The sequence below is a fragment of the Pseudomonas sp. 7-41 genome (assembly GCF_021233075.1).
GTDB lineage: Bacteria > Pseudomonadota > Gammaproteobacteria > Pseudomonadales > Pseudomonadaceae > Aquipseudomonas > Aquipseudomonas veronii.
In genome coordinates, this window is sequence record NZ_CP089551.1 from 4,646,870 (window position 1) to 4,669,783 (window position 22,914).

Consider the following 22,914-nt stretch of genomic DNA (forward strand, 5'->3'; position numbering starts at 1 on the left):
TCACAACTCCAATAATAGAGCGACGTCAATGAGACTGACACAATCCTTGCCAGCGTGCCTGACACTCAGCTTCGTATCACTTGCCGTCTTTGCGGCAGAGGGCCCTCCTCCCCCCTCCGTGAGCCAACCCAGCGGTATCAACCTGGGCGGTACCAGCTTTTATGATGGGTTCGCAGGCCCCCCCGGGCTAACGCATCAGACCTATCTGAAGTTCAGTACATCCAGCAGCGTTCGTGACAATGGCGGCAAGGACAACCGCAACTTCGATAACCCGAAGATCAACGTCATTACCCTGATCAACCAATTCAGCTATTACTCGCCCGACACCATCGGCGGCGGCGCGCACTTGGGCTGGAGCCTTTTGGTGCCCGTGGTCTCTCTGGACGGCGACTTTGGCGACAACGGCGTAAAGCTCAAGGACAACGGCGTCGGCCTGGGCGACGTCACTGTCGGCCCGCAGATCCAGTTCGATCCGATCGTCAACGCCGAAGGCCGGCCGGTGTTTGTGCAGCGCGTGGCCTTCGATACGATCCTGCCCACCGGCAAGTACGACAAACACAAGGACTTGAATCCCGGCTCCAATTACTTCTCCTTCAACCCCTACTGGGCCGCGACCCTGATGCCGGCGCCGCGCTGGGAAGTGAGTTGGCGCTTGAATTACTTGTACAACTTCAAGAACAACGACCCGGCAAGCAGTTCGGCGCAGTTCTTTGAAGGGCGGCCGGTGCACGACACCCAATCGGGTCAATCGGCGTGGGCCAACTTTACGGCTTCGTATGAGGTGTTCCCGAAGGTTTCAGTCGGGATCAACGGCTATTACTTCAGGCAGATTTCCGATGACCAGGTCAACGGCGACCGCCTGAGCAATTCTCGGGAAAAAGTACTGGGCATTGGCCCCGGCCTCTTCTGGAAAATGACCGAAGACCAGGCCTTTTGGCTCAATACCTATAAAGAGACCGGCGTGGAAAACCGCAGCAAGACGGATTACGCCGTGCAGGTCCGCTACGTTCACAAGTTCTGACTGAGGTGATATGCGATGAATGCGCTCGACTCCATCGACAGCAAGAAATCACTGGGCGCTATTTGCCTGATGATGGTCATTTCCCTGGGAACGCTGCAGATCCAGCCGATCCTGGGCGGCGCGTTGATTGATCAACTGGGGCTGCCGCTCAATGCCATCGGCGCGATCTTCGCCGCCGAGTTGATCGCGATGGCCATCGCCTGCGGCGTCTGTGCTCTGTTCATGGCACGGGTCGACCGCCGCCGCTTTGCGCTGGTTGCCTTGCTGATCCTGGCCGCCGGCAACCTGGCGAGCACACAACTGCACAGCCAGGCCTGGCTGATGGTGTTCAGGATCATCTGCGGCGCCAGCGGTGGCGCGGTCATGGCGGTGGTGTATGCGACTGCGGCGCTGCGCAGGTCGAAAGACGCGACATTCGCCGTGATCAATATCGGCAACCTGCTCTGGGGCATGCTGCTGGTGACGTCCATGCCCATGCTCTTGCAGGCGTTTGGCGTGCAGGGCGCGTTTTCCTTGCTGGCCATCACCAGCCTGTTCGCGGCGCTGGGTTGCTGGAAAATCCCCAGGCACTACCCTGACGCTCATCGCATCGCCCAGGGTGCGGCTCAGCCGTTCGGGCTGACTGCCGTACTGCTGATCCTGTTGTTTGCACTGTTGTTTTTTGGGCACTCCGCGCTGTGGGTGTATCAGGAACGAATTGGCAAAAGTATTGGCCTGGAACCCCAGCAGATCGGCGCCATCCTCGGCGGCAGCATCCTTGCCGGCGCCCTGGGCGCCGGGCTCTCCGGGCTGTTGGGGCGCCGCCTGGGTTTGCTGTTTCCGCAACTGCTGAGCTTTGGCACCGCGTTGCTGGCGACCCTGGTGATGGTCTATGGCGACAGCACCGTCGCGTTCGCCGCCACGGCGTGCCTGATCCATATGGTGTGGTTTTTCAGCCTGCCCTACCTGCTGTCGATGGCGGCCGAACTGGACCCTTCCGGTCGATTGGCCGGCCTGGGCAACGCGGCGATTTTTGTCGGCCAAGGGCTGGGCCCGTTCGGTGCCGCGCTGGTGGTCGGCGAAGGGCATTTCCGGGCCGTGGGGTGGCTGGCAGCCTCGGCGTATGGAGTGGCCTTGATCATTTCGTGCCTGGTGGTGGCGCGCTTTCGTCGAGGCCTCAAACCGCGCGCGCCGGCCCTGTCGCCACAATCTGCCTGAATACCCTGCCCTGACGTGAACCCACTGGATCAATGAGATGACGCGATGAATATTCCATTTCCCAAAACCCCCGAGTTTTCCGGCGCGCTGTATACCCCCAGCCGCGTAGAAGCCGACGTATTCGACCTGGAGATCGAAGGCGCTGTGCCTGAGGCGATCCGCGGGACCTTTTATCAAGTCTCGCCGGACCCGCAATACCCGCCCATGCTGGGCACGGATATCTTCTTCAACGGCGACGCCATGGTCAGCGGCTTCTATTTTGCCGATGGCAAGGTCTCGTTGCGTCGGCGCTATGTGCTCACCGATCGCCTGGTCGCCCAGCGCCGTGAAGGGCGTTCGCTCAACGGCGTCTATCGCAATGCCTACACCAACGACGCGCTCGCGGCAAAAAACAACACCACGGCCAACACCTCGGTGATCCCGCATAACAACGTCCTGCTGGCACTCAAGGAAGATGCCATGCCGTGGGCACTGGACCCGCAGACGCTGGAGACCCTCGGCGAGTGGAATTTCGACGGGCAGATCGACTCAGCCACCTTCACCGCCCATCCCAAGCTCGACCCGGTGACCGGAAACCTGCTGGCCTTCAGCTACGAAGCCAAAGGCGACGGCACACCCGACATGGCGTATTTCGAAATTTCGCCGCAGGGCAAACTGCTGCACCAGATCTGGTTCCAGGCGCCCTACGCCGCCATGGTCCACGACTTCGCGGTCACCGAGCATTATGTGGTGTTCCCGCTGATCCCCCTGACGGTGGACGTCGAGCGCATGAAACAAGGCGGCCAGCATTTCCAGTGGCAGCCCGAACTGCCCCAGCTGTTTGCCGTGGTGCCCCGCCACGGGGACGCGCGCGAGGTGCGTTGGTTCAAAGGGCCCAAGGACGGCTTCCAGGGCCATACCCTGAACGCGTTCGACGAAGACGGTAAAGTCTATGTGGACATGCCGGTCACCGGCGGCAACGTCTTTTACTTCTTTCCCCAGGCGGACGGTTTCGTACCGCCGCCGGAAACCCTGGCGGCCAGCCTGATGCGCTGGGTCTTTGACCTGAGCAGCGCACAGGACGAACTGCAACCGCAGGCGCTGACGGACTATCCCTGTGAATTTCCCCGCTGCGATGACCGTTACATAGGCCGCAAATATGAACACGGATTCCTGCTCGCCTTTGATCCGCAGCGGCCGTATAACTCGGCGAATGGCCCGATGCCGTTTCAGTTCTTCAACCTGCTGGCTCACATCAACCTGACAACCGGTGTCACCGACGCATGGTTTCCCGGTGACAGCGGGTGCTTTCAGGAACCCATTTTCATTCCACGCTCCGCCGCGGCAGCGGAAGGCGATGGCTACGTGGTCTGCCTGCTCAACCTGATTGTCGAAGGGCGCAGTGAACTGGTGGTGCTGGACTCCACTGACATGGCGGCCGGCCCCATCGCCCGCATCAAAGTCCCATTCCGTATGCGGATGTCGCTGCACGGCTGCTGGGCACCGCGCTAAATCGGCATAGCGTTCCCCTCCCCTCCAATAGCCACGCCCGTAGCCATCCACATACTGGAATGGCACGGGCTGCTTGGCGTTTCAGGCAGCAATCCGATCACCGAACAGAAAAATAACATTTATTCCGAAATGCAGGATTTATACAAAAATCCCACTTTACAGGATTAGTTCGCAAGACTAGATTGAGCCCATTGCAGCCCATCTCACGCTCCCCTTTCCGAGAGGACACTTCATGAAATTCGCGAGCTTTATCGTTCAAGGCCGTACCACCTACGGGGTGGTCGAGGGCGCTCAGGTGATTGACCTGGAATCGGTCAAATCCACCTTTGGCACCGACCTCAAGCAAGCCATCGCCATCAATCGCCTGGGTGAACTGACGCCGACCATCCTGGCCGCGCTGCCACGCGTAGCGTTGGCGGACGTGACGTTCCTGCCGGTGATCGCAAACCCGGGCAAAGTGCTGTGCATTGGCATCAACTACGCCACCCATGTGCGTGAAACCGGTCGGGAGATGCCGACCTACCCAATGATTTTCACGCGTTTCGCCGACAGCCAGGTTGCACACCTGCAACCGATCATTCGCCCAAAGGTTTCGCATAAGCTGGATTTCGAAGGCGAACTTGCAGTGGTCATCGGCAAAACCGCGCGCCACGTCAAGGCTTCGCAGGCGCTGGAGTATGTGGCCGGTTATGCCTGCTACAACGATGGCAGCGTCCGCGACTGGCAGAAGCACACCATCCAGTTCGTGCCGGGCAAGAATTTCCCGGACACCGGCGGCTTCGGTCCCTGGCTGGTGACTTGCGATGAGATCGGCGACCCGCAGGACCTGGAATTGACCACGCGCCTGAACGGCCAAGTGATGCAACACACCCGCACCAGCGACATGATTTTCGACGTGCGCCACCTGATCGAATACTGCTCCACCTTCACCGAACTGGCGCCCGGCGATGTGATTGTCAGCGGCACCACCGGTGGCGTCGGCGCATTCCGTGAACCGCCGGTATGGATGAAGCCCGGCGATACCGTCGAGGTCGAGATATCGGGCATCGGCATCCTGCGCAACAGCATCGCCGATGAACAATAAGCCATGAAGCCATTACCTGAATCAGAACACCTGCCGGAGCAGGACGCCGACAGCAAAGGCTCAAGCCTGGAGCGCATGCTGCGGGTGCTGGATCTGTTTACCGAGGCCAGCCCGATCTGGGCGGTCGACGAGATGGGCGCTGCGCTGGGTTACACGCGGTCGACCATCTACCGCTACGTGCGCGAACTGGCCGAGGCGAACCTGTTGTTTCAGGTCGAAGCCGGCCGCTACGCGTTGGGCGCACGGATTATCACCTGGGACCGCCAACTGCGCCTGAGCGACCCGCTGGTACGCGCAGCGCAAGCCCTGGAACAAGACCTGCCGCGTTGGAGCGAGCAACAGGTGTGGCTGATCTGCCGGCTGTTCAAGAACCAGGTGGTGTGTATCCACCAGCATGGCGACTTGTTCAGCGAGGTCAGCTACTCCCGCGGCTCACCCAGGCCGCTGTTCCTCGGCGCGACCTCGAAGGCGATCCTCGCCAACATGACGTCGCGCCAACACAGTCAGCTGTTTCTGGAAAACCCCGATGAAGTGCGCGCCAGCCATCTGGGACAGACCTGGGAACAATTCCGCCGCTCACTGCAGCAACTGCGCCGCCAGGGCTATGTCGCCAGCGCGGCTGAAATTGACCCCGGCGTCTACGGCCTGGCGGCACCGATCTTCGACAACGACGGCAAGGTGGTCGGCAGCATCAGTTGCCTGCGTCCGATTCAGGAGCGCGACAACGCCCAGGAAGCGCAACAAGGGGCACAAATGCAGGCCCTCGCACAGGCGTTGTCGCAGCGCATGGCGACGCTCACCCACCGCCCCGCGTAGCCAGACTGAAAACTTTGGAAGGGAATAACAATGACAACCCTCAACAGCTTCAGCACCCAAGTCTTGATCATCGGGGCAGGCCCTACCGGACTGACCCTGGCCAACCTCCTCGGCCAGGCCAACGTGGACAGCCTGATCATCGACCGCAAACCCGGCACCGTGACCGAACCGCGTGCCGTCTCGATCGACGATGAATCCTTGCGCACCATGCAAGCCATCGGGCTGGATGACGCCGTGTTGCGCGATGTGGTGCCCGGTTATGGCGTGCATTACTTCACCCGCGCGGGCGGGCGTTGCTTCGGCAAGGTCGAGCCGACCGGCAGGTTATATGGGTTTCCCAAGCGTAACGCCTTCCGCCAGCCGCTGTTCGAAAGCACGCTGAAGACCGGCCTTGAGCGTTTTGCGAACCTGACCGCGCGCTTCAATCACGAGCTGCTCGAGTTCACCCAAGACCAGCATGGCGTGCACGCGTTGATCAAGGATGCCGATGGCCAGTTGCTCAACGTCAAGGCCAGCTACCTGATCGCCTGCGACGGCGGCCGCAGCCCGGTGCGCAAGCAACTGGGGATCGAGATGGTGGGGTCGAGCTTCTCCTCACGCTGGCTGGTGGTCGATACCGACCAGGATGACGACCCCTTCTGGCAGACCCGCGTGTACTGCGATGCCCGCCGCCCCGTGGTGGAAGTGCCCGGCCCACACCGCACGCGGCGCTTTGAATTCCTGCTCAAGCCGGACGAAACCGATGCGCAGGTGCTCAGCCCCGAATGCCTGCACACCCTGCTTCATCCGTTCAAAGGCGATGCCCCGGTGTCCATCGTGCGCAAGACGGTGTACACCTTTCATGCCCGCATCGCCGAACGTTGGCAGGTCGGCCGCGTATTTCTCGCCGGCGATGCCGCGCATTTGACCCCGCCCTACGCGGGGCAAGGGATGAACAGCGGCGTTCGCGATGCCCACAATCTGGGCTGGAAGCTGGTCGCCGTGCTCAAGGGCCAAATGGCGGCGAACGCCCTGCTGTCCTACGAAAGCGAGCGGCGCGACCATGCCTGGGCCTTGATCAAGCTGGCCCTGAACCTTGGTGTGGTCATGGCGCCAGCCACCGTGCTGCGGGCTCGCCTGATCAGCGCGGCATTCGCGGTCATCGGCCTGGTGCCGCCGCTGCGCGATTATTTCCTGCAAATGCGCTTCAAGCCCAAACCGCGCTTTACCAAAGGCCTGGTATTGCCCGAAGGCAAGGCCGGGAAACTGGCCTGCGGGCAAATGTTTCCTCAGCCATTGCTGACCGATGCCCAAGGCCGCGCTCACCTGCTGGACACGACCATCGGTGCCGGCTTCGCCCTGATCCAATATGGCGACCTGCCCCATCCACGTCTCGATGAACTGCGACACGGTCTGTGGGACCACCTGGAAGCCAAACGCATCCTGATCCTGCCCGCACACGTTCAGACGCTACCGTCGATCCCCGGCTGCACCGTGCTGCAAGACCGCGAGAATGCGCTCAAGGACCTGCTCGGCGACAGCCAGAAGTTTCTGCTGCTGCGTCCGGATCGCTATGTCGCCGCCATCTTCGAGATGGCCACGCAAGACCCGGTCGCCGACGCATTGCAATCGCTGTTCGGCATCACCCTGACGAACAACTGCGCGGATCAGCCGGGCATGGCGCCCGTCTACCCCTGAACCTTCAGCCCCAGAGGTGTTTATGCAAACCTTGCAGACTTCCACCCCCGCCCGCCTGTGTTACCTGCACCTGGCAAGCAAAGCTCCACAGCAGCAGGTCGACTTCTATCGGCGCCTGCTGGACATGGACGGCCTGGCGCAGGCTGACGGCAGCTGGCTGCTCCAGGGGCCCCAACGGGCCATGCTGATTTCACCCGCCGACCATAGCGGCCTGCTCGCGGCGGCGTATGACCTGGGCAGCCAAGCGCACTTGAGTGAACTGCGCGCGCGCCTGCTCGGCAACGGTTGTCAGGTCGAAGCGCTCGACTCGCCGCTGCTGGAAGCGGGCGCCTTTCAAATCCGTGACCCCCAGGGTCGGCAAACCCTATTTGGCGTGTCTCGCGGCGCGTCCACCATCGACCGCAAGGGCATGCCGGGGCGCCTGCAGCACGTGGTGTTCCAGACCACGGAGCTGGAAGCGATGATCGACTTCTACGTCAACACAGTGGGGTTCACCGTCTCGGACAATGTCGTCGACGAGCAAAGCGGCCAGCTCACCACCTGCTTCCTGCGTTCGGACGATGAACACCATTCGCTGGCGTTCTTCCGCGGGTCGAAAAACGAGTGGGATCACCACTGTTACGAAACCAACGAATGGAATGACATCCGCGACTGGGGCGACCGCTTCGCCAAGGAGCGGATCACCTTGTTCTTCGGCCCGGGACGACATGGCCCAGGCAACAACCTGTTCTTCATGGTGGTCGATGCCGATCGCAACCGCCTGGAATTCTCGGCCGAGCTGGAGATCACCGAAGCCTCCCGCCCGCCTGGCGTCTGGCCGCAGGAGGAATACACCCTCAACGCCTGGGGACGCGCCTGGATCCGAAGCTGAATACGCTCAACCTAAAGGGTCTGCCCTCACCACCCTCAATCGACGCGGCTACCTGCCTCTAAGGTAAGACTATGACAACTCCAATACTCGCGGCCTACGCCATCAACGGCGACCAATACATCAACGGCACCTGGCGTGCGGGTCGTTCTGCACGACGCCTGGACGACCGCAACCCCTTCAACGGCGAACCCTTGCTGGAAATGCCCCTGGCCTCGGTGGCCGACCTGGATGACGCCTACCAGGCCGCCCAGCGCGCGCAAACCGACTGGGCAGCGCTGCACCCGACCCAGCGCAGTGCGCAACTGGAAAAACTCGCCCAGGTCATCCAGAACCGCAGCGAAGAAATCATCGACTGGCTGATCCGCGAGTCCGGCAGTACCCGTATCAAAGCTGGCATGGAATGGCAGTTCACCCTCAACCTGGTTCGCGAATGCGCAACACTGCCGATGCAGGTTGAAGGCCGGATCCTGACCAGCTACAAGCCTGGCGAACAGAGTTTCGTGTTTCGCGAGCCGCTGGGGGTCGTCGGTGTGATCAGCCCGTGGAACTTCCCGCTGTACCTGAGCATGCGCTCGGTGGTGCCGGCCCTTGCGCTGGGCAATACCGTGGTGCTCAAGCCCGCCAGCGATACGGCGGTTACCGGCGGCCTGTTGATTGCCCATCTGTTCGAAGAGGCCGGGTTCCCGGCGGGCTCGCTGAACGTGGTGGTCGGCGCGGGTGCGGAGATCGGCGATGCGTTCGTCGAACACCCGATACCGAGCCTGATCTCCTTCACCGGCTCCACCGACGTGGGACGCAACGTCGGACGCATCGCCACTGGCGGCAAACACATCAAGCGCGTTGCCCTGGAGCTGGGCGGTAACGCACCGCTGGTGGTGCTGGAGGATGCGGACATCGAGATAGCGGCGCATGCCGCCGTGGTCGGGCGCTTCCTGCATCAGGGTCAGATCTGCATGAGCGTCAACCGGGTCATTGTTGATCGTGCGCTGTATGCCGACTTCGCGGCGCTGGTGGTCGAGCGCGTGCGCAATCTCAAGACCGGTGACCCGGCCAAGGCCGATACGGTAATCGGGCCGGTGGTCAACCAGAGTCAGCTTGATGGCCTGCTTGGGAAGATCGACGCCGCCGAGCGTGCCGGTCTCAAGCAACTGTGTGGCGGCCAGGCGCGCGGGCTGGTGCTACCGGCCCATGTCTTCGGTGAAGTGGGCCCCGAGCAGGCCTTGGCCCGCGATGAAACGTTCGGCCCGTTGCTGCCGCTGATGATTGCGCAGAATCAGGCCCATGCCCTGGAGTTGGCCAATGCAAGCGAGTACGGTCTGTCCAGCGCGGTGTTTACCCGTGACATGGCACGCGGCCTGAGCTTTGCCCGGGGCATCGTAGCGGGCATGACCCATATCAACGACATCACCGTCGATGACCAGCCCAATGCGCCGTTCGGCGGCGAAAAGAACTCCGGTCTTGGACGCTTCAACGGCCACTATGCCTTGGATGAGTTTACCCGAGCCCATTGGGTCACCTGGCAAGCCGGGGGCCATCACTACCCTTTCTGATCGTCTGTCAGGAGCGGGCAAGGCTCACACCTTGCCCGCCAGCCCAAAACAAAAAAACAAAAGGCGAAACAATGAATAACCTAGCCTGCGTATCCACCGATCAAGTCGTTCGCTCTGATCGGCTGATGAAATGGAAAGAGTTCATGAGCGATCACCTGGGCCGCACGCCGGAGTATATAAAGCGCCTGGAGTCCACCAACATCGACCCGTTGCACAACGGCAACTTCCAGGGCCGCCTGGAATACGGCGACTTGGGCCAGTTGCGTTTCTGCCGCATGACCGCCAGTGCCCATCGCTATTCACGCCACCTGAGCAAGGCGCTTGATGTCGTCGACACACCGCGCATGTTGATACTGCAGGTCGCTGGTGTCAGTCATTTCGAGCAAGGCCAGCAAAACAGCACCGTCGCGCCGGACGAAATGCTCCTGGTCGACTGCGGCAAACCCTTCAGCGTCACCAGCACCCAGGGCTGCGAGCACTTTATCCTGCTATTCCAGGGCCCCGCCGGGCAACTGACGCAGACCGGCGACATGCACTTGAATGGCCGCAACGGGCTGGGGCGCATGCTGATGCACTTGATCAGCGACGCTTATCACCAATATCCCCTGCTCAACAGCCAATCGGCCGGGCTGATCGGCGACAGCATCACCGGGTTGCTGAACAATGCGCTGAAGAACAAACAAGATGAAAAGCAACTCGACCATGACTTCCGCTTTTTCAAACAGAATCGCCTCAAGGCGTATATCGAGCGTCACCTGGCCGACCGCGACCTCAGCATCGAGCGCATCGCCAACGCCGAGCAATGCTCAGTGCGCAGCTTGCATCGGGCATTTCAGGACGAACTGGGGTGCAGTGTCAGCGAGTACATCTGGCAGCGTCGGCTGTCCCGTTGCGCCGAGGACCTGCGCAACCATGAACAGGCCCATCGCTCCCTCACCGAGATCGCCTATGCCTGGGGCTATGGCAGCAGCTCGCATTTCAGCCGGCACTTCAAAGCGACATTCGGCATGTCGCCCCGGTTGTTTCGTGACACCGCCAGCGACACCCGTGCCAACGCCACTGCGGCGTAACCCCAGGCGCCGTCCGCCAGCGCCAAGGCGTTGATGGACGGCCCCTGCGATCAATGCGCCTCACCGCCCGGCAAGGGCTGGTAACGCACCGATCAACCGTCATCCTGTACGTCGCCCCAGCGAAACCGTCAAAGGCACCCAGGGACAAGAAACCGGCCCCCCTGTTTTTCTCTCCCGCGTTGCCTTGCATGTCTTTCAGGAACTCAAGACCCGCACCGGAGAGTCTCAGTGCGCTGACTGATGCCTCGAACGGCTGCAGGGTTCTGGTGGTACTGGTTTTACCTTCACGGTAATGACCTGACCTCGACGTTTCGCAAAGGCTGGACGACCTAATGCACAACGGCCAGCCCCTAGCGCCTGGCGCGGTTGGCGCGACCCGCCATTCAACTTTCATAAAAGCTTAACGAAAGTGCTGCAAAGTTCGGGAGCCCGTTATCACAATGAGTTCCTTCGATGAAAAATTTGATGAAGTCTGCTGCACTCGCCGTTGCGGTTTCTCTTTGTGCAAGTTCCATGGCTTTTGCTGAGGAAAGCGTTCGTCTGAGCGGCTCAGGCGCTAGTTTCCCGGCACCGATCTACCTGACCTGGTTCAAGGATTTCAGTAAGAAAACCGCAGGCGTCACTGTGGATTATCAATCCAAGGGCAGTGGCGCCGGTGTGCAGGACTTCCTGAACAAAACCGTCGATTTCGCCGCCAGTGACTCGGCAATGAAAGACGAAGATATCGCCAAGGTTGCCGAAGGCGTGCAGTTGCTGCCGATGACGGCAGGTGAAATCGTGTTGGCTTTTAACCTGCCGGGCAATCCTAAAGAACTCAAATTGCCACGCGACGTTTACTCCAACATCTTCTTGGGCAAGATCACCAAGTGGAACGACCCGCAAATCGTTGCAGCCAACCCGGGCCTGAAACTGCCTGATATGCCGATCACCGTGGTCGTGCGTGCAGACTCCAGCGGTACCACTGCGGTATTCACAAAGCATCTGGCGACGATCAACCCACAGTTCCAGAAAGATTTGGGTGAAGGCAACACCGTCAACTGGCCTGCCAGCGACAAATTCATCAAATCGCCGAAGAACGATGGTGTGACAGCGACCGTGCGCCAGACTCCGGGCGCTATCGGCTACATCGAATACGGTTTCGCCAAGCTGGCCAAGGTTGACTTTGCCCAACTGCAGAACAAGGCCGGCAAGTACGTTGTCCCTAACGCAGAAAGCGGTGCCGAGGCCCTCGCGGCTGTGAAAATGCCGGAAAGCCTGGTGGCCTGGCTGCCGGATCCGGACGGCGCCAAGTCCTACCCGATCACGTCCTACACCTGGATGATCTTCCGCAAGCACAACGAGAACCCGGCCAAGGCCAAGGCGATGCGCGAAATGGTCGAATACAGCCTGACCGAAGGGCAGAAAATCGCCGACTCGATGGGTTACATCCCGCTGCCGAAATCGGTTGTCGATGAGGTTCGCAAAGCGTCCGCCAACATCCAGTAACGCACGTGAGGCCTCTCTCGGTATGCGCGCTCAGCCATACCGGGAGCGTTTCCCCCTTGTTCCGGAGTTAGCCAATGAGCACACCTTTTGTCGTACCGGTTAACCAGGATTCTGCCTGCCAGCCACCCTCTGCAAAGGATTTCCTGGTTGATCGCACCTTCCGTGCGCTCGCACGAATAGGGGTGATTCTGATTCTGGCGTTGGTCTTCGCCTTGGTATTCGAGGTGGGACGCAAGGCCCTTCCAGGCATGGAAAAGCACGGTTTTGATGTGCTTCTCGGCAGCGTCTGGGACGTTAACCAAGGCAAGTACGGCATTTTGCCGGCCATTTGGGGCACGCTCTACAGCGCCCTGATCGCACTGCTGATCGCAGGCTTTTTCGGCGTCAGCATGGCGATTTTCCTGACCCAGGATTTCCTGCCGGCGAAGCTGGCAGCCGTGTTTCGAACCATCGTCGAATTACTCGCGGCCATCCCCAGCGTCGTTTATGGCCTGTGGGGGATTTACGTGGTGATCCCGACGATTCGCCCGCTTACGGCGTGGCTGAACAGCGAACTGGGCTGGATACCTTTTTTTGGCACAACCTTGAGCGGGCCGGGGCTGCTTCCTGCGGCGTTGGTACTGGCCATCATGATTCTGCCGACCATTGCGGCCGTGTCGCAGGACGCCCTCACCGGTGTCCCGATGAAAACCAAACAGGCCGCCTACGGCATGGGGACCACCCATTGGGAAGCGATTCTGAAAGTGATGGTGCCATCCGCCGCCACCGGTATTTTCGGTTCCCTGGTCCTCGGCCTGGGTCGCGCGCTAGGGGAAACCATGGCGCTGGCCATGCTGGTGGGCAACGCGAACAACATCTCGCTTTCTCTGTTTGCCCCGGCCAATACGCTAGCGGCCTTGTTGGCGCTGAACTTCCCTGAAGCCGGGCCGAACGAAATCGAAGTATTGATGTACGCCGCACTGGTACTGATGTTTATCACGCTCCTGGTGAACGTCATCGGTTCCATGATCATGGTCTATGCCCAACGTGGTACTAAATGATGACTGACATCACTTCCTCTACAGCCGCTTTACCAAGCCTGCAGCGCAAGTTTGAAGGCCGCGCCCTGCGCAGCCTGGTGTTGACCACACTGGTCTGGGGTGGTGCTCTACTGGCCAGCGTGCCGCTGATTTCCGTGCTCTACATGCTGATCACGCGCGGAGGGGCACGCCTGAGCCTGGAGGTATTCACCGAACTGCCGCCAACCGGTTTCGAGACCGGCGGTGGCTTCGGCAACGCGATGGCAGGCACCTTCGTCATGGTCGGTATCGCGGCGGCAATCGCGGTGCCGGTCGGCATCATGGCGGCCATCTTTCTGGCGGAACTGGGGCCAGACAGCAAGCTGGCAAACGCCGCGCGCTTTGCCGCCAAGATGCTCACGGGCCTGCCATCCATTCTGGCCGGGGTGTTTGCCTACGCGCTGGTGGTGATGACCACCGGTACCTATTCAGCACCGGCGGGTGGCGTGGCACTGGCGGTACTGATGTTGCCCATCGTCGTGCTGACGGCTGAAGAGTCGATGAGGATGGTGCCTAAAATCATGAAGGATGCGGCCTACGGCATGGGCTGTACCCGCTCGCAGGTCATCTGGAAAATCGTCTTGCCTACCGGCATGCCGGCGATCCTGACGGGCGTCATGCTCGCCGTGGCCCGCGCCGCGGGCGAAACCGCGCCGTTGTTGTTTACCGCGCTGTTCAGCAACTACTGGATTTTTCACGACGGCAGCCTGGCGGTCATGAATCCGACTGCATCGCTTGCCGTGCTGATTTACAACTTCTCCGGCATGCCCTTCGACAACCAACTCGAGCTCGCATGGGCAGCCTCACTGGTGCTGGTGATGATCGTACTGGTCGTGAATATTGTCAGCCGCATTTTCGGCAAGCCCAAGTATTGAGAACGGGAGCATCTGAATTTTGAACGTATCAACTGCGCAAATAGCCGCTCCGTTTGTCACCCAGGCGCCTGTGGTCATGGACTGCAAGCTGGACAAAATTTTCTACGGCAACTTCATGGCGGTACGTGACAGCCATGTGCCGATCGAAAAAAACAAGATCACCGGTTTCATCGGCCCTTCTGGCTGCGGCAAAAGTACCGTGCTGCGTAGCCTCAATCGGATGAACGATCTGGTGAAAGGCTTTCGGTTTGAAGGGCACGTGCATTTCCTTGGGCAAGACGTCTATGGCAAGGGCGTTGACCCGGTGGTCGTGCGACGTTACATCGGTATGGTTTTTCAGCAGCCGAACCCATTTTCGATGAGCATTTTCGACAACGTTGCGTTTGGCCTGCGCCTCAATCGCTACAAAGGCGACCTGGGAGACCGTGTAAAGCACGCCCTGCAAGGCGCGGCGCTGTGGGATGAGGTCAAGGACAAGCTCAAGGTCAGCGGCCTGTCACTCTCCGGCGGCCAGCAACAACGGCTTTGTATCGCTCGCGCCATCGCGACCGAACCTGAAGTGCTGTTGCTGGATGAGCCCTGTTCGGCACTCGACCCGATCGCGACGCGTCGGGTCGAGGAGTTGATGGTTGAGCTGAAGAAGGATTACACCATCGCCCTGGTCACCCACAATATGCAGCAAGCCATCCGTGTTGCGGACACGACGGCGTTTTTCTCGGTTGATATTTCCCAGGGCACGCGCACCGGCTATTTGGTTGAGATGGGCCCAACGGCGCAGATTTTCGATAACCCGCGCGAACAAATGACCGGGGATTACATCAGCGGCAAGTTCAGCTAAACAGCAAACGTCCAGTCAAGACCGCATGCCGCTATAGTGCCAAAGGTGCTTTAGCGGGCATCCGGTCGTTTTACCTGCTTATCTACCGTTTCCCAGGATTGCCAATGCCTGCACCCCGTCGTCTTGATTTACCTGCAATCGAACGCGCGCTACGCGAGGTGCAGAGCCGCTTTTCCGAGCTCAGCAGGCACTTTACCGAGCCGCGCGACCCCTTGACTGACGAAGTGCTGCACAATGTACTTGAAGGTTATGCGTTGATTGACAGCTATGTCGCAAGCGGCGTAGACCTGTTCGACCTTCAGCAACTGAACCTGATGCTGGAGATCAACGCCACCGTGCTCTGTGGCCGGGACCCGGTACGCCGACGAGAATACGCTCAACATCTGGCGGCGACCGAGGAACACTTCTTCAACAACGTCGAGGGGGGGATAAAAGACTTGTTCAATTGGTACTGTGCGTATCGCAGCGAATCCGTCTGGAAACGTGCAGCCGGTGTCTACGTGCGAATCCTCAGCAAGCCGCAGTTGTTTATTGAAGGTAATAACCGCAGTGGGTCGCTCATCGTCAGCTATTTGCTCATGCGCGCAGGTTTGCCTCCGTTCGTGCTGACGCTGAAAAACGCCGAGGGCTACTTCAACCCGTCATCGGTCATACGCAACTCCGCCAAGCATGGCGTCAAGGCGTTGTATGAATTGCCCAAGATCAAGAAAAAGTATGCAGCCTTCCTGGAAGAACAGGCATCTGATTCAATGAAATTTCTTCTCAACGACAAGGCCTCGCCCCTCTACCAGGAGGGTCATCGATGAGCCGGTATCCCACGCTCGCTAAATGCCGAGCTTCCGGCAGCCGGGTATGGCACGCCATGCGGCGCGCCGTCCCGATGCACGGATTCAGGCGTCAGCGCATACGCATTTCGTTCGATATCGATGACACCCTGGCCTGCCAACTCCACCACTGCGCGGTCGAGCCAAGCCGGCTGCCGGCCTGTGTGCATCGTTGGCTGGGTGAACCACTGCGTATCGGCACACGCTCCCTGACCCAAGAGTTACGTCGCCAGGGCTGCAGTATCTGGGTCTACACCTCGTCCGGTCGCACTCCGTCCTACATCAGGCGTTGGCTATTGCTGTACGGCATCCGCGTCGACGGGGTGGTCAACAGCATGCTGCATAACCGTGCCCTGACGGTGCATGGCCTGTCGAACGCGCCCTCGAAATTTCCGCCGGCATTCGATATCGACTTACATGTCGACGATTCCGAAGGCGTGCGGACTGAAGGGCGTGATCACGGTTTTCGCGTTGTTGTCGTGCATCCGGAGGATGAGCGCTGGGCACAGAAAGTCCTCGATGCCGTGGCGGAAGTCCAAACACAGCTCGCTTGGCAACAACCGTTCAGGAAGAAGAAGCCAGCACAACAATGCTCGGAAATTGTGCCCTCGTGAGTTTTAGTAACCCTGGCTTCTCACCGCGGCCCATGGCTGCAAAAAAATCTTCACGGTCTGGACATGCTCTTGTGTGTTCATCGAAATCGCTCCATTGCCTTTACCCTAACCGGACACGTTGTGGGCCTGCGGGTGAGGAAGAGGGTATTCGCACGCCGCGCGGGTATTGGCTGGCAGTCAATTCGATCAAAAGCGACGCGCAACGCGATCTTGCCTGATGCGCAGGACGTGCTTAGGGCGCGAGTATTTCCTGAAGAAACGCGATGAATACACTGATGCGGCTGGAACCACGGTGGTTGGGCAGATACAGCGCATTGATGCAGGTGCTTGCACTGCCTGGGTTGACTTCATATTGCTCCAGCACCCGCGTCAGCCGACCTGCACTGACGTCCTCACGTACCAGCCAATCGGCCAATAGCGTCACCCCGCCACCGGCCAAGGCAGCCTCGCGCAGAATGTCGGCATTGTTGCTTTGCAGCCGTCCCTGCACATTCACGCGGATGACGTCCTCATCGCCCAGGAATGTCCAGTCGTGGTGGCCGGTGTGGTGGCCGGTGTGGTAATCGAAACGCAAGCACGGGTGCTCGAGCAAGTCGCGAGGGTGTCGCGGCAGTCCGGTTCGTGTCAGGTATTCGGGACTCGCCACCACCCAACGCTGGAAATAGCCCAGCCGCTTGCTGACGATGTCATCACTGACAACCGATGAACCAAGACGTACTGACACATCGATTTGTTCGCTGAGCAGGTCACTGACCTCGTCGCTCAGCGAGAGACTGATTTCCAGACCGGGATGGCGTTCAAGCAACCGCCCCAAGTGCGGGGCGATGATTCGCCGGCCGAATTCCACCGGGACACTGACCCGCAAACGCCCCTGAGCTTCGCTGCCACGGTCGGCAACGACGGCATCCGCGCCATCGATGGCCTCAAGGATCGCCACGACTTTATCGAAATAGTGCTGCCCCGCCACCGTGACGCTCGTATTGCGCGTGGTGCGGTTGAGCAGGCTGGCGCCCAACTCACTTTCCAGCCCCGCGACCTGCCGTGTCACAGACGATGTGGAGATGCCGAGCTTACGCGCCGCAGATGAGTAACCCCCACAGCGCACCGTTTCGACAAACATTTTCAGCGCCAGCAACTTGTCCATGCACGGATTCCGAGATCGAAAGGTAAAGGTAGCGACTGTGCATGACCAGGCAATGGGAGTCTTGCATGGCTGTGCTCAATGGCTTGATTGGTTAAGGAGGCTTGCGATCCCCCTATTGATCGGATGATAATCAAAATTGATCAAATGATCGACCGATTAATAGAGCGACGTCTCGGAGCGGGTACATGCCACGGCGAGAACCGGTCGCTCTGAACCCGTGCAAGCACAAAGGCGCGCACTTGAACCCGTCAAGACAACAATAAAAAGGAGATCGACGATGCAATGCCCCTGCTGTCTTTCAAAGACCCGTCGCCAACTGCTGGGCATCATGGCAGCTACCGCCGGTGGTCTGCTGGTTACCCGTTTATCACCCGCCTCGGCGGCACCGATCAAGAAAGGTGCCGATGTCCCGGTGCGATCGGTGGACATCCATGCACATTACTACCCTGAAGAGTTCTTACACCTCCTGGGAAGTGAGGGCAAAACGTTCGGTGCAAGCTATACCCGCCAGGAAACTACTTTCAGCTTCGCCACCCCGGCCGGAGGATTGGGGCCATTGCCGTTGAAATTCATCGACGTGCAGGCGCGTTTGCTCGATATGGACCGTTCCGGCGTCGACGTACAGGCGCTGTCCCTTAGCGTGCCAATGGTGTACTGGGCAGATCGACAACTCAATGCCCGCCTGGCACGTGCCTGGAACGATGCTGCGTCGATGGTCCATCGCCAACACCCACAACGTTTTGTGGTGCTGGCCACGTTGCCGATGCTAGAGGCTGACGATGCCATCGCCGAGCTGGAACGCGCCGCCGAATTGCCTGGGGTTCGTGGGGTGTACATGGGCACAAACATCAACGGCCTGGACCTGGACAATCCGCGCTTCGCGCCCGTCTTTGCCCGTATAGAACAGCTCGGACTCCCAGTATTCCTGCACCCGCAACAAACGGTCGGCGGCAACCGTCTGAGCAACTACTACTTGAGCAACTTGCTGGGCAACCCGTTCGATACCGCTATCGCGGCGTCACACCTGATCCTCGGCGGAGTATTGGATCAATACCCTCAACTGCATGTGTCATTGCCTCACGCCGGGGGGGCTTTGCCAATACTCGTGGGACGTCTCGATGCCGGATGGACCTCACGTCCTGAGACACGACGCCTGGCCCAAAAGCCGAGCAGCTACTTGACGCGATTCAGCTACGACACCGTGTCGCACTCCGGGCCGGTGCTGGACTATTTGATCGCCAACGTCGGTATCGACCATCTGGTCCTGGGCAGCGACTACTGCTTCGACATGGGCTATGAACAGCCGGTGCGTTTTGTCGAAAGCGTAGGCTTGGGCCCGCGCGAGAAAGCGGCAGTACTCGGCGCCAACGCGGCCAGAATCCTGAAACTCCCCGTATAGCGTTGGCGAAACTCTCGATTTCCCTTTGGCCGGTTTGACCGGCCTTTTTTTTTGCGAACCGTTCAAGACTTCACCAAATCGTCTCTCCCGTTCGCTCGGGCCCCCAGCCAAGATGATCGAACCGAATAAACAAATACTGATCAATCATAACCATGGGCCCATACGACTTTAAATAAATCAGTCAAAAGACTATAAAAACCAACCGACCCGCATTGCCGACAGCAAGCACTACACCCATTAAATTATATTGGCCCATCTGTAGACAAACATGGATAAACATCATTTTCGGTAATAATCAGTATCCCGCCTGAGCATTTCTACAAACAACCTGGCGACAGCATAATCAGCTCCAGAAGCAAACAAAGAGATCTTGTCCCCTCTCTCATTCTTACTGGAAGACACCCTGATGAAATATGCAATGCTCGCCTCACTGATGATGTTTAGCGTATACGCTTCAGCCCATGATGGCGCCAACAACAATGCCTCTGCCCCTGAACCTGAGCGGTACAATTATTCCGAACACCTGGATATCGCCAAGGTCATCCACATCACTACAGCAGAGGACACAAACAACGCTTGTGGCCCAGTGGACGCGCACATGGTGTATGTGGATCACAAGGGTATAACGCACGACCTGCAATACAAAATACTCGGTGGCGCTTGCCAGAATGGTTAAAACTTCAAAGTTTACAGGTGCTAAAAAAGAGGAGACCGCTTCGATCTGAAGCTAATCTCCTCTTTTTATATTCAGTCTAGAAAGACTGCAACAGCCCAACGATCACACCCCACTTTCATCCCGCCAACGCAAGGCTCTCGCCAATAAGTCCGATGTGAGCCGCTCCATCAGGCTTGGGCGATCCCCATAATCCGATTGCCCATACTCACCCCCCAATCCGCCATACGCATGCCTTCTGCAAGTTGTTGGTGCTGCCAGGCAAGCAGGGCTTTATCGAGGTCGCCGATGTCGTCGATTGCTTGCGCCAGGGCCAGTGCATTGCGGGCTGCCTTGGCCGTGCTTCCGGCGGTATGAGGACGCGGCACAAAAGCGGCGTCGCCAGTCAACAGCACACGGCCAAACACCATCTGAGGAACTTTGAGATCAAGGATCGCTTGCACAAAAATATCTTGGGTCTGGCGAATCAGTTCCCGAAAAGCCGGATTCGCCTGCCGCTCCCCCATTCCCCGTATGTAAGCATCCTGCCCAGCGGCCAAGGCTCCGGGTGGAATGGAGTGACTACGCCGACGGCCATCGCTGTCAGTGAGCACAGCGTCCAGTTCCGCCCCTTGCGCAGCTTTCAGGTACCACAGCCAATTGAACCGACGCTCGCCCGGATTAACGGAGCCATTCACGCTCGGCACCATGTATTCCAACATCAGCGATTCAGGGTCTTGTTGAAAAACAAAGTCCTCGTAAAGCTGCATTTTGGCGAAGTCTGGAAGTTGCTCTTCATCGACCAGCCCGCGCCACACCACATACCCCGAATAGCTGGGTACTGTTCCAGGCAACACCACGCTTCGCACGGTTGAACCCGAGCCATCAGCGCCAATCAGCAGGTCTGCCTCGGCAGTGCTGCCGTCGGCAAAAATCGCAGTCACCCGGTGTTCATTCTGAGTCAGATCCACCAACGTCTTGCCACGGTGATAATGCTCAGCAGCAAATGCAGAAAATAATGAGCTGTACAGTGTGTTCCAGGACGTCTGGGTTTGCGGCATCGGCTCTTTATGCACGACGCTACCCTCTCGATCCAGATAGAGACGATCATGGGACCGGACGCCGAGCGCACCTGCCGGATGAATGCCCGCATAACGAAAATGGTGCAGGACGTCCGCTTGCAGAACGATGCCCCCGCCACGACTATCCATCGCCGCAGGGGATCGCTCGTAAATATCGACCTGCCAACCAATCGCGCGTAACGCCGTGGCGGCGAACAGCCCGCCCAGGGAACCACCAATGACCAAGGCCTTTGGAACGCCTGAACTCTTCATTACCTTTCTCCTCGTTGCAGGGTGATTCCCGCAGCTGCGGTTTACCGTTGCGTTATGCCAACACCGGATAGTCGATGTACCCCTTGGCGTCGCCGCCAAAAAAGCTGTTGCCGTCAGCCACGTTGAGTTCGTTGCGACCACGCAAGCGAGCCGGTAAGTCGGGGTTGGCAATGAACGGGCGACCAAACGCAATGAGGTCTGCACGGCCCTGCGCAATGGCCTGTTCGGCCGTTTCGCCGGAGTAGCCACCCGCCAACATCAGAACGCCGTGGAAGTCAGTACGCAGTTGCTTGATGATCGCGTCCCAGCGTGGATCGTTACTTTCATCGAGCACTGTGCCGACCATCATCGGTTCTACCAGGTGCAGGTAAGCGAGATTCCAGTGATTGAGCCGGGATGCGATGTAGCCAAAGGTTTGTTCCGGGGTGTCATCGCCCATTCCCATGAAACGTCCCATCGGTGTCAGGCGGACAGCAACGCGTTCGGCACCTACTTCCGCGGTCACGGCTTCCACGACTTCAAGCAGCAACCGCGCACGGTTTTCGATACTTCCCCCGTAGCGATCACTTCGCTGATTGCTGGCGCTGTTGATGAATTGGTCGAGCAGGTAGCCGTTGCCCGCGTGAATTTCCACACCATCCATACCGGCCAGAATCGCGTTGCGAGCGGCCCTGCGGAAGTCACCAACGATCGCTTCGATCCCAGGAATTTCCAGCGCCTGAGGGACAGGTACATCACCCCATACGCCCTCGCCCTCTTCATTCAGGATGAAGGTCTTGCCGGGCACTGGCTGCGCGGTCGGTGCCACCGGCAAGCCGCCGTTAGGCTGGAACACCGGGTGCGACACTCGCCCCACATGCCAGAGCTGCAGGAAAATGCGTCCGCCTTCTGCGTGTACGGCCTCGCTGACAGCCTTCCAGCCCTGAATCTGCTCGTCGCTATGGATGCCGGGCGTCCAGGCGTAACCCTGGCCCTGCTGCGAAATCTGTGTAGCCTCGGTAATGATCAATGCAGCACTGGCACGCTGACGGTAGTACTCGACGTTCATCGATGTCGGTACGTTGCCAGGTTGCCCCGCTCGCGAGCGAGTCAGAGGCGCCATGACGACGCGGTGATCGAGGGTGAATTGGCCGAGTTTGATAGGGCTGAACAAGTGATGAGTCATGATGATGTCCTGAATGGATTGGGATTGAAAAACCGCCTCAGGCGGCTTGGCTTCGCTTCAGTATCTGGATCATTATTTCGATGGGCTGCGCGCCACTGATCACGTCATCTGCGATCTGAATACTCGGCACCGAGCGCACACCGGACGCCTTGGTTTGGGCTTCGAGCTTCAAGACTTCAGCGGTGCCTTCATCGGCCTTGAGAAAGTCGACAATGACCTCTCGGTCCAGCCCGGTTTCGGCAGCGATGTCGGCCAGCACAGTGAGGTCGCCGATATCCCGCCCTTCGCTGAAGTACGCCTTGAAAATGGCCTTGACCAGCAAGGAAGCATCTCGACCCGCCTGTTGCTCGCGCCATACCAACCGATGCGCGGCCAGGGTGTTGGGGGTTTTTTCGACGCGCTCATAATCGAACTCAAGGCCGACGGCCTTACCGGCGTGAGTGACCTGTGCGTCCATGGCCTGGCTACGCGCCCAGCTGCCGAACTTGCCAGAGCGATAGGCTTTGCGATCCATGCCTCGAACCGGCATGTCCGGGTTCAACTGATAAGGCAGGAAACTGATTGGGCGGTCCGTTGAAAAACCCGAAGCGGCCAGCGCGCGTTCAAGATTTTCCTCACCGATCCAGCACCATGGGCAGATGAAGTCGTAAGTCACCTGAATTTTGGATGAATGCAAACTCATGACGGTCTCCGTGGTTGAATGTTTCACCCCCCCAAGGTAGGTGCCGGAGCGCCGACAGAGAATCCAC

At 59.3% G+C, this 22,914-nt stretch carries 21 protein-coding genes; 17 read left to right on the top strand and 4 right to left on the bottom strand.

Annotated features, from left to right (window positions below):
- The first annotated feature begins 28 nt into the window (after positions 1-28).
- The 15 genes from LQ249_RS20890 to LQ249_RS20960 all read left to right on the top strand — a co-directional run bounded on the left by LQ249_RS20890 (position 29) and on the right by LQ249_RS20960 (position 16,471).
- Positions 29-1,021, top strand: coding sequence for a SphA family protein (locus LQ249_RS20890; RefSeq protein ID WP_057005713.1), 993 nt, complete (start codon positions 29-31; stop codon positions 1,019-1,021).
- Positions 1,022-1,036: 15 nt separating this feature from the next.
- A complete protein-coding gene (locus LQ249_RS20895; RefSeq protein ID WP_057005714.1) occupies positions 1,037-2,218 on the top strand; it encodes an MFS transporter in 1,182 nt (393 codons plus the stop codon).
- Positions 2,219-2,263: 45 nt separating this feature from the next.
- Positions 2,264-3,709 carry a carotenoid oxygenase family protein gene (locus tag LQ249_RS20900; protein WP_057005715.1) on the top strand — a complete coding sequence of 482 codons (1,446 nt, stop codon included), beginning with the start codon at positions 2,264-2,266 and terminating at the stop codon, positions 3,707-3,709.
- A gap of 232 nt (positions 3,710-3,941) precedes the next feature.
- Positions 3,942-4,793: a fumarylacetoacetate hydrolase family protein gene (locus LQ249_RS20905; protein ID WP_057005716.1), complete on the top strand. Its 852-nt coding sequence runs from the start codon at positions 3,942-3,944 to the stop codon at positions 4,791-4,793.
- A 3-nt stretch (positions 4,794-4,796) separates the two neighbouring features.
- On the top strand, positions 4,797-5,609 hold the full coding sequence (locus LQ249_RS20910) for an IclR family transcriptional regulator (protein ID WP_232565875.1): 813 nt from the start codon (positions 4,797-4,799) through the stop codon (positions 5,607-5,609).
- A gap of 30 nt (positions 5,610-5,639) precedes the next feature.
- A complete protein-coding gene (locus tag LQ249_RS20915; protein ID WP_057005718.1) occupies positions 5,640-7,286 on the top strand; it encodes a bifunctional 3-(3-hydroxy-phenyl)propionate/3-hydroxycinnamic acid hydroxylase in 1,647 nt (548 codons plus the stop codon).
- A gap of 22 nt (positions 7,287-7,308) precedes the next feature.
- A complete protein-coding gene (locus LQ249_RS20920) occupies positions 7,309-8,157 on the top strand; it encodes a VOC family protein (RefSeq protein WP_057005719.1) in 849 nt (282 codons plus the stop codon).
- 71 nt (positions 8,158-8,228) lie between these two features.
- Entirely contained in the window at positions 8,229-9,707 is a 1,479-nt protein-coding gene (locus LQ249_RS20925) for an aldehyde dehydrogenase family protein (RefSeq protein ID WP_057005720.1), read from the top strand.
- A gap of 71 nt (positions 9,708-9,778) precedes the next feature.
- Complete coding sequence (locus tag LQ249_RS20930) at positions 9,779-10,777, top strand: helix-turn-helix domain-containing protein (RefSeq protein WP_057005721.1); 999 nt, start codon at positions 9,779-9,781, stop codon at positions 10,775-10,777.
- Between the two features lie 453 nt (positions 10,778-11,230).
- Entirely contained in the window at positions 11,231-12,262 is a 1,032-nt protein-coding gene (pstS, locus tag LQ249_RS20935; protein WP_057005722.1) for a phosphate ABC transporter substrate-binding protein PstS, read from the top strand.
- A gap of 74 nt (positions 12,263-12,336) precedes the next feature.
- Positions 12,337-13,302, top strand: coding sequence for a phosphate ABC transporter permease subunit PstC (gene pstC, locus LQ249_RS20940; RefSeq protein WP_046382745.1), 966 nt, complete (start codon positions 12,337-12,339; stop codon positions 13,300-13,302).
- Positions 13,302-14,195, top strand: coding sequence for a phosphate ABC transporter permease PstA (gene pstA / locus LQ249_RS20945; protein WP_026140105.1), 894 nt, complete (start codon positions 13,302-13,304; stop codon positions 14,193-14,195). The genes pstC and pstA overlap by 1 nt, the downstream gene beginning before the upstream one ends.
- A 76-nt stretch (positions 14,196-14,271) precedes the next feature.
- On the top strand, positions 14,272-15,033 hold the full coding sequence (gene pstB / locus LQ249_RS20950) for a phosphate ABC transporter ATP-binding protein PstB (protein WP_017847588.1): 762 nt from the start codon (positions 14,272-14,274) through the stop codon (positions 15,031-15,033).
- A gap of 104 nt (positions 15,034-15,137) precedes the next feature.
- Complete coding sequence (locus LQ249_RS20955) at positions 15,138-15,839, top strand: hypothetical protein (RefSeq protein WP_169881619.1); 702 nt, start codon at positions 15,138-15,140, stop codon at positions 15,837-15,839.
- Positions 15,836-16,471, top strand: a complete 636-nt coding sequence (locus LQ249_RS20960) for a hypothetical protein (RefSeq protein WP_165933338.1) — start codon at positions 15,836-15,838, stop codon at positions 16,469-16,471. The genes LQ249_RS20955 and LQ249_RS20960 overlap by 4 nt, the downstream gene beginning before the upstream one ends.
- A gap of 232 nt (positions 16,472-16,703) precedes the next feature.
- Here LQ249_RS20960 and LQ249_RS20965 read toward each other — a convergent pair whose 3' ends face one another.
- Positions 16,704-17,615, bottom strand: coding sequence for a LysR family transcriptional regulator (locus LQ249_RS20965; RefSeq protein WP_232565876.1), 912 nt, complete (start codon positions 17,613-17,615; stop codon positions 16,704-16,706).
- 277 nt (positions 17,616-17,892) lie between these two features.
- On the opposite strand from LQ249_RS20965, the gene LQ249_RS20970 reads away from it, so the two are divergent.
- Together LQ249_RS20970 and LQ249_RS20975 are read left to right on the top strand one after the other, a co-directional pair.
- Positions 17,893-19,014, top strand: coding sequence for an amidohydrolase family protein (locus tag LQ249_RS20970; protein ID WP_128192416.1), 1,122 nt, complete (start codon positions 17,893-17,895; stop codon positions 19,012-19,014).
- Positions 19,015-19,420: 406 nt separating this feature from the next.
- Positions 19,421-19,690 (top strand): DUF2790 domain-containing protein, encoded by a 270-nt coding sequence (locus LQ249_RS20975; RefSeq protein ID WP_232565877.1) that lies wholly within the window; start codon positions 19,421-19,423, stop codon positions 19,688-19,690.
- 167 nt (positions 19,691-19,857) lie between these two features.
- On the opposite strand, the gene LQ249_RS20980 is transcribed toward LQ249_RS20975, so the two are convergent.
- From LQ249_RS20980 to LQ249_RS20990, 3 genes are read right to left on the bottom strand one after another with little or no spacing between them, the layout of a single operon-like run.
- Positions 19,858-21,000: an FAD binding domain-containing protein gene (locus tag LQ249_RS20980; protein WP_079444318.1), complete on the bottom strand. Its 1,143-nt coding sequence runs from the start codon at positions 20,998-21,000 to the stop codon at positions 19,858-19,860.
- A gap of 52 nt (positions 21,001-21,052) precedes the next feature.
- A complete protein-coding gene (locus tag LQ249_RS20985; RefSeq protein WP_201021222.1) occupies positions 21,053-22,165 on the bottom strand; it encodes an alkene reductase in 1,113 nt (370 codons plus the stop codon).
- 37 nt (positions 22,166-22,202) lie between these two features.
- Positions 22,203-22,847 carry a DsbA family oxidoreductase gene (locus LQ249_RS20990; protein WP_057005726.1) on the bottom strand — a complete coding sequence of 215 codons (645 nt, stop codon included), beginning with the start codon at positions 22,845-22,847 and terminating at the stop codon, positions 22,203-22,205.
- Positions 22,848-22,914: the final 67 nt, after the last annotated feature.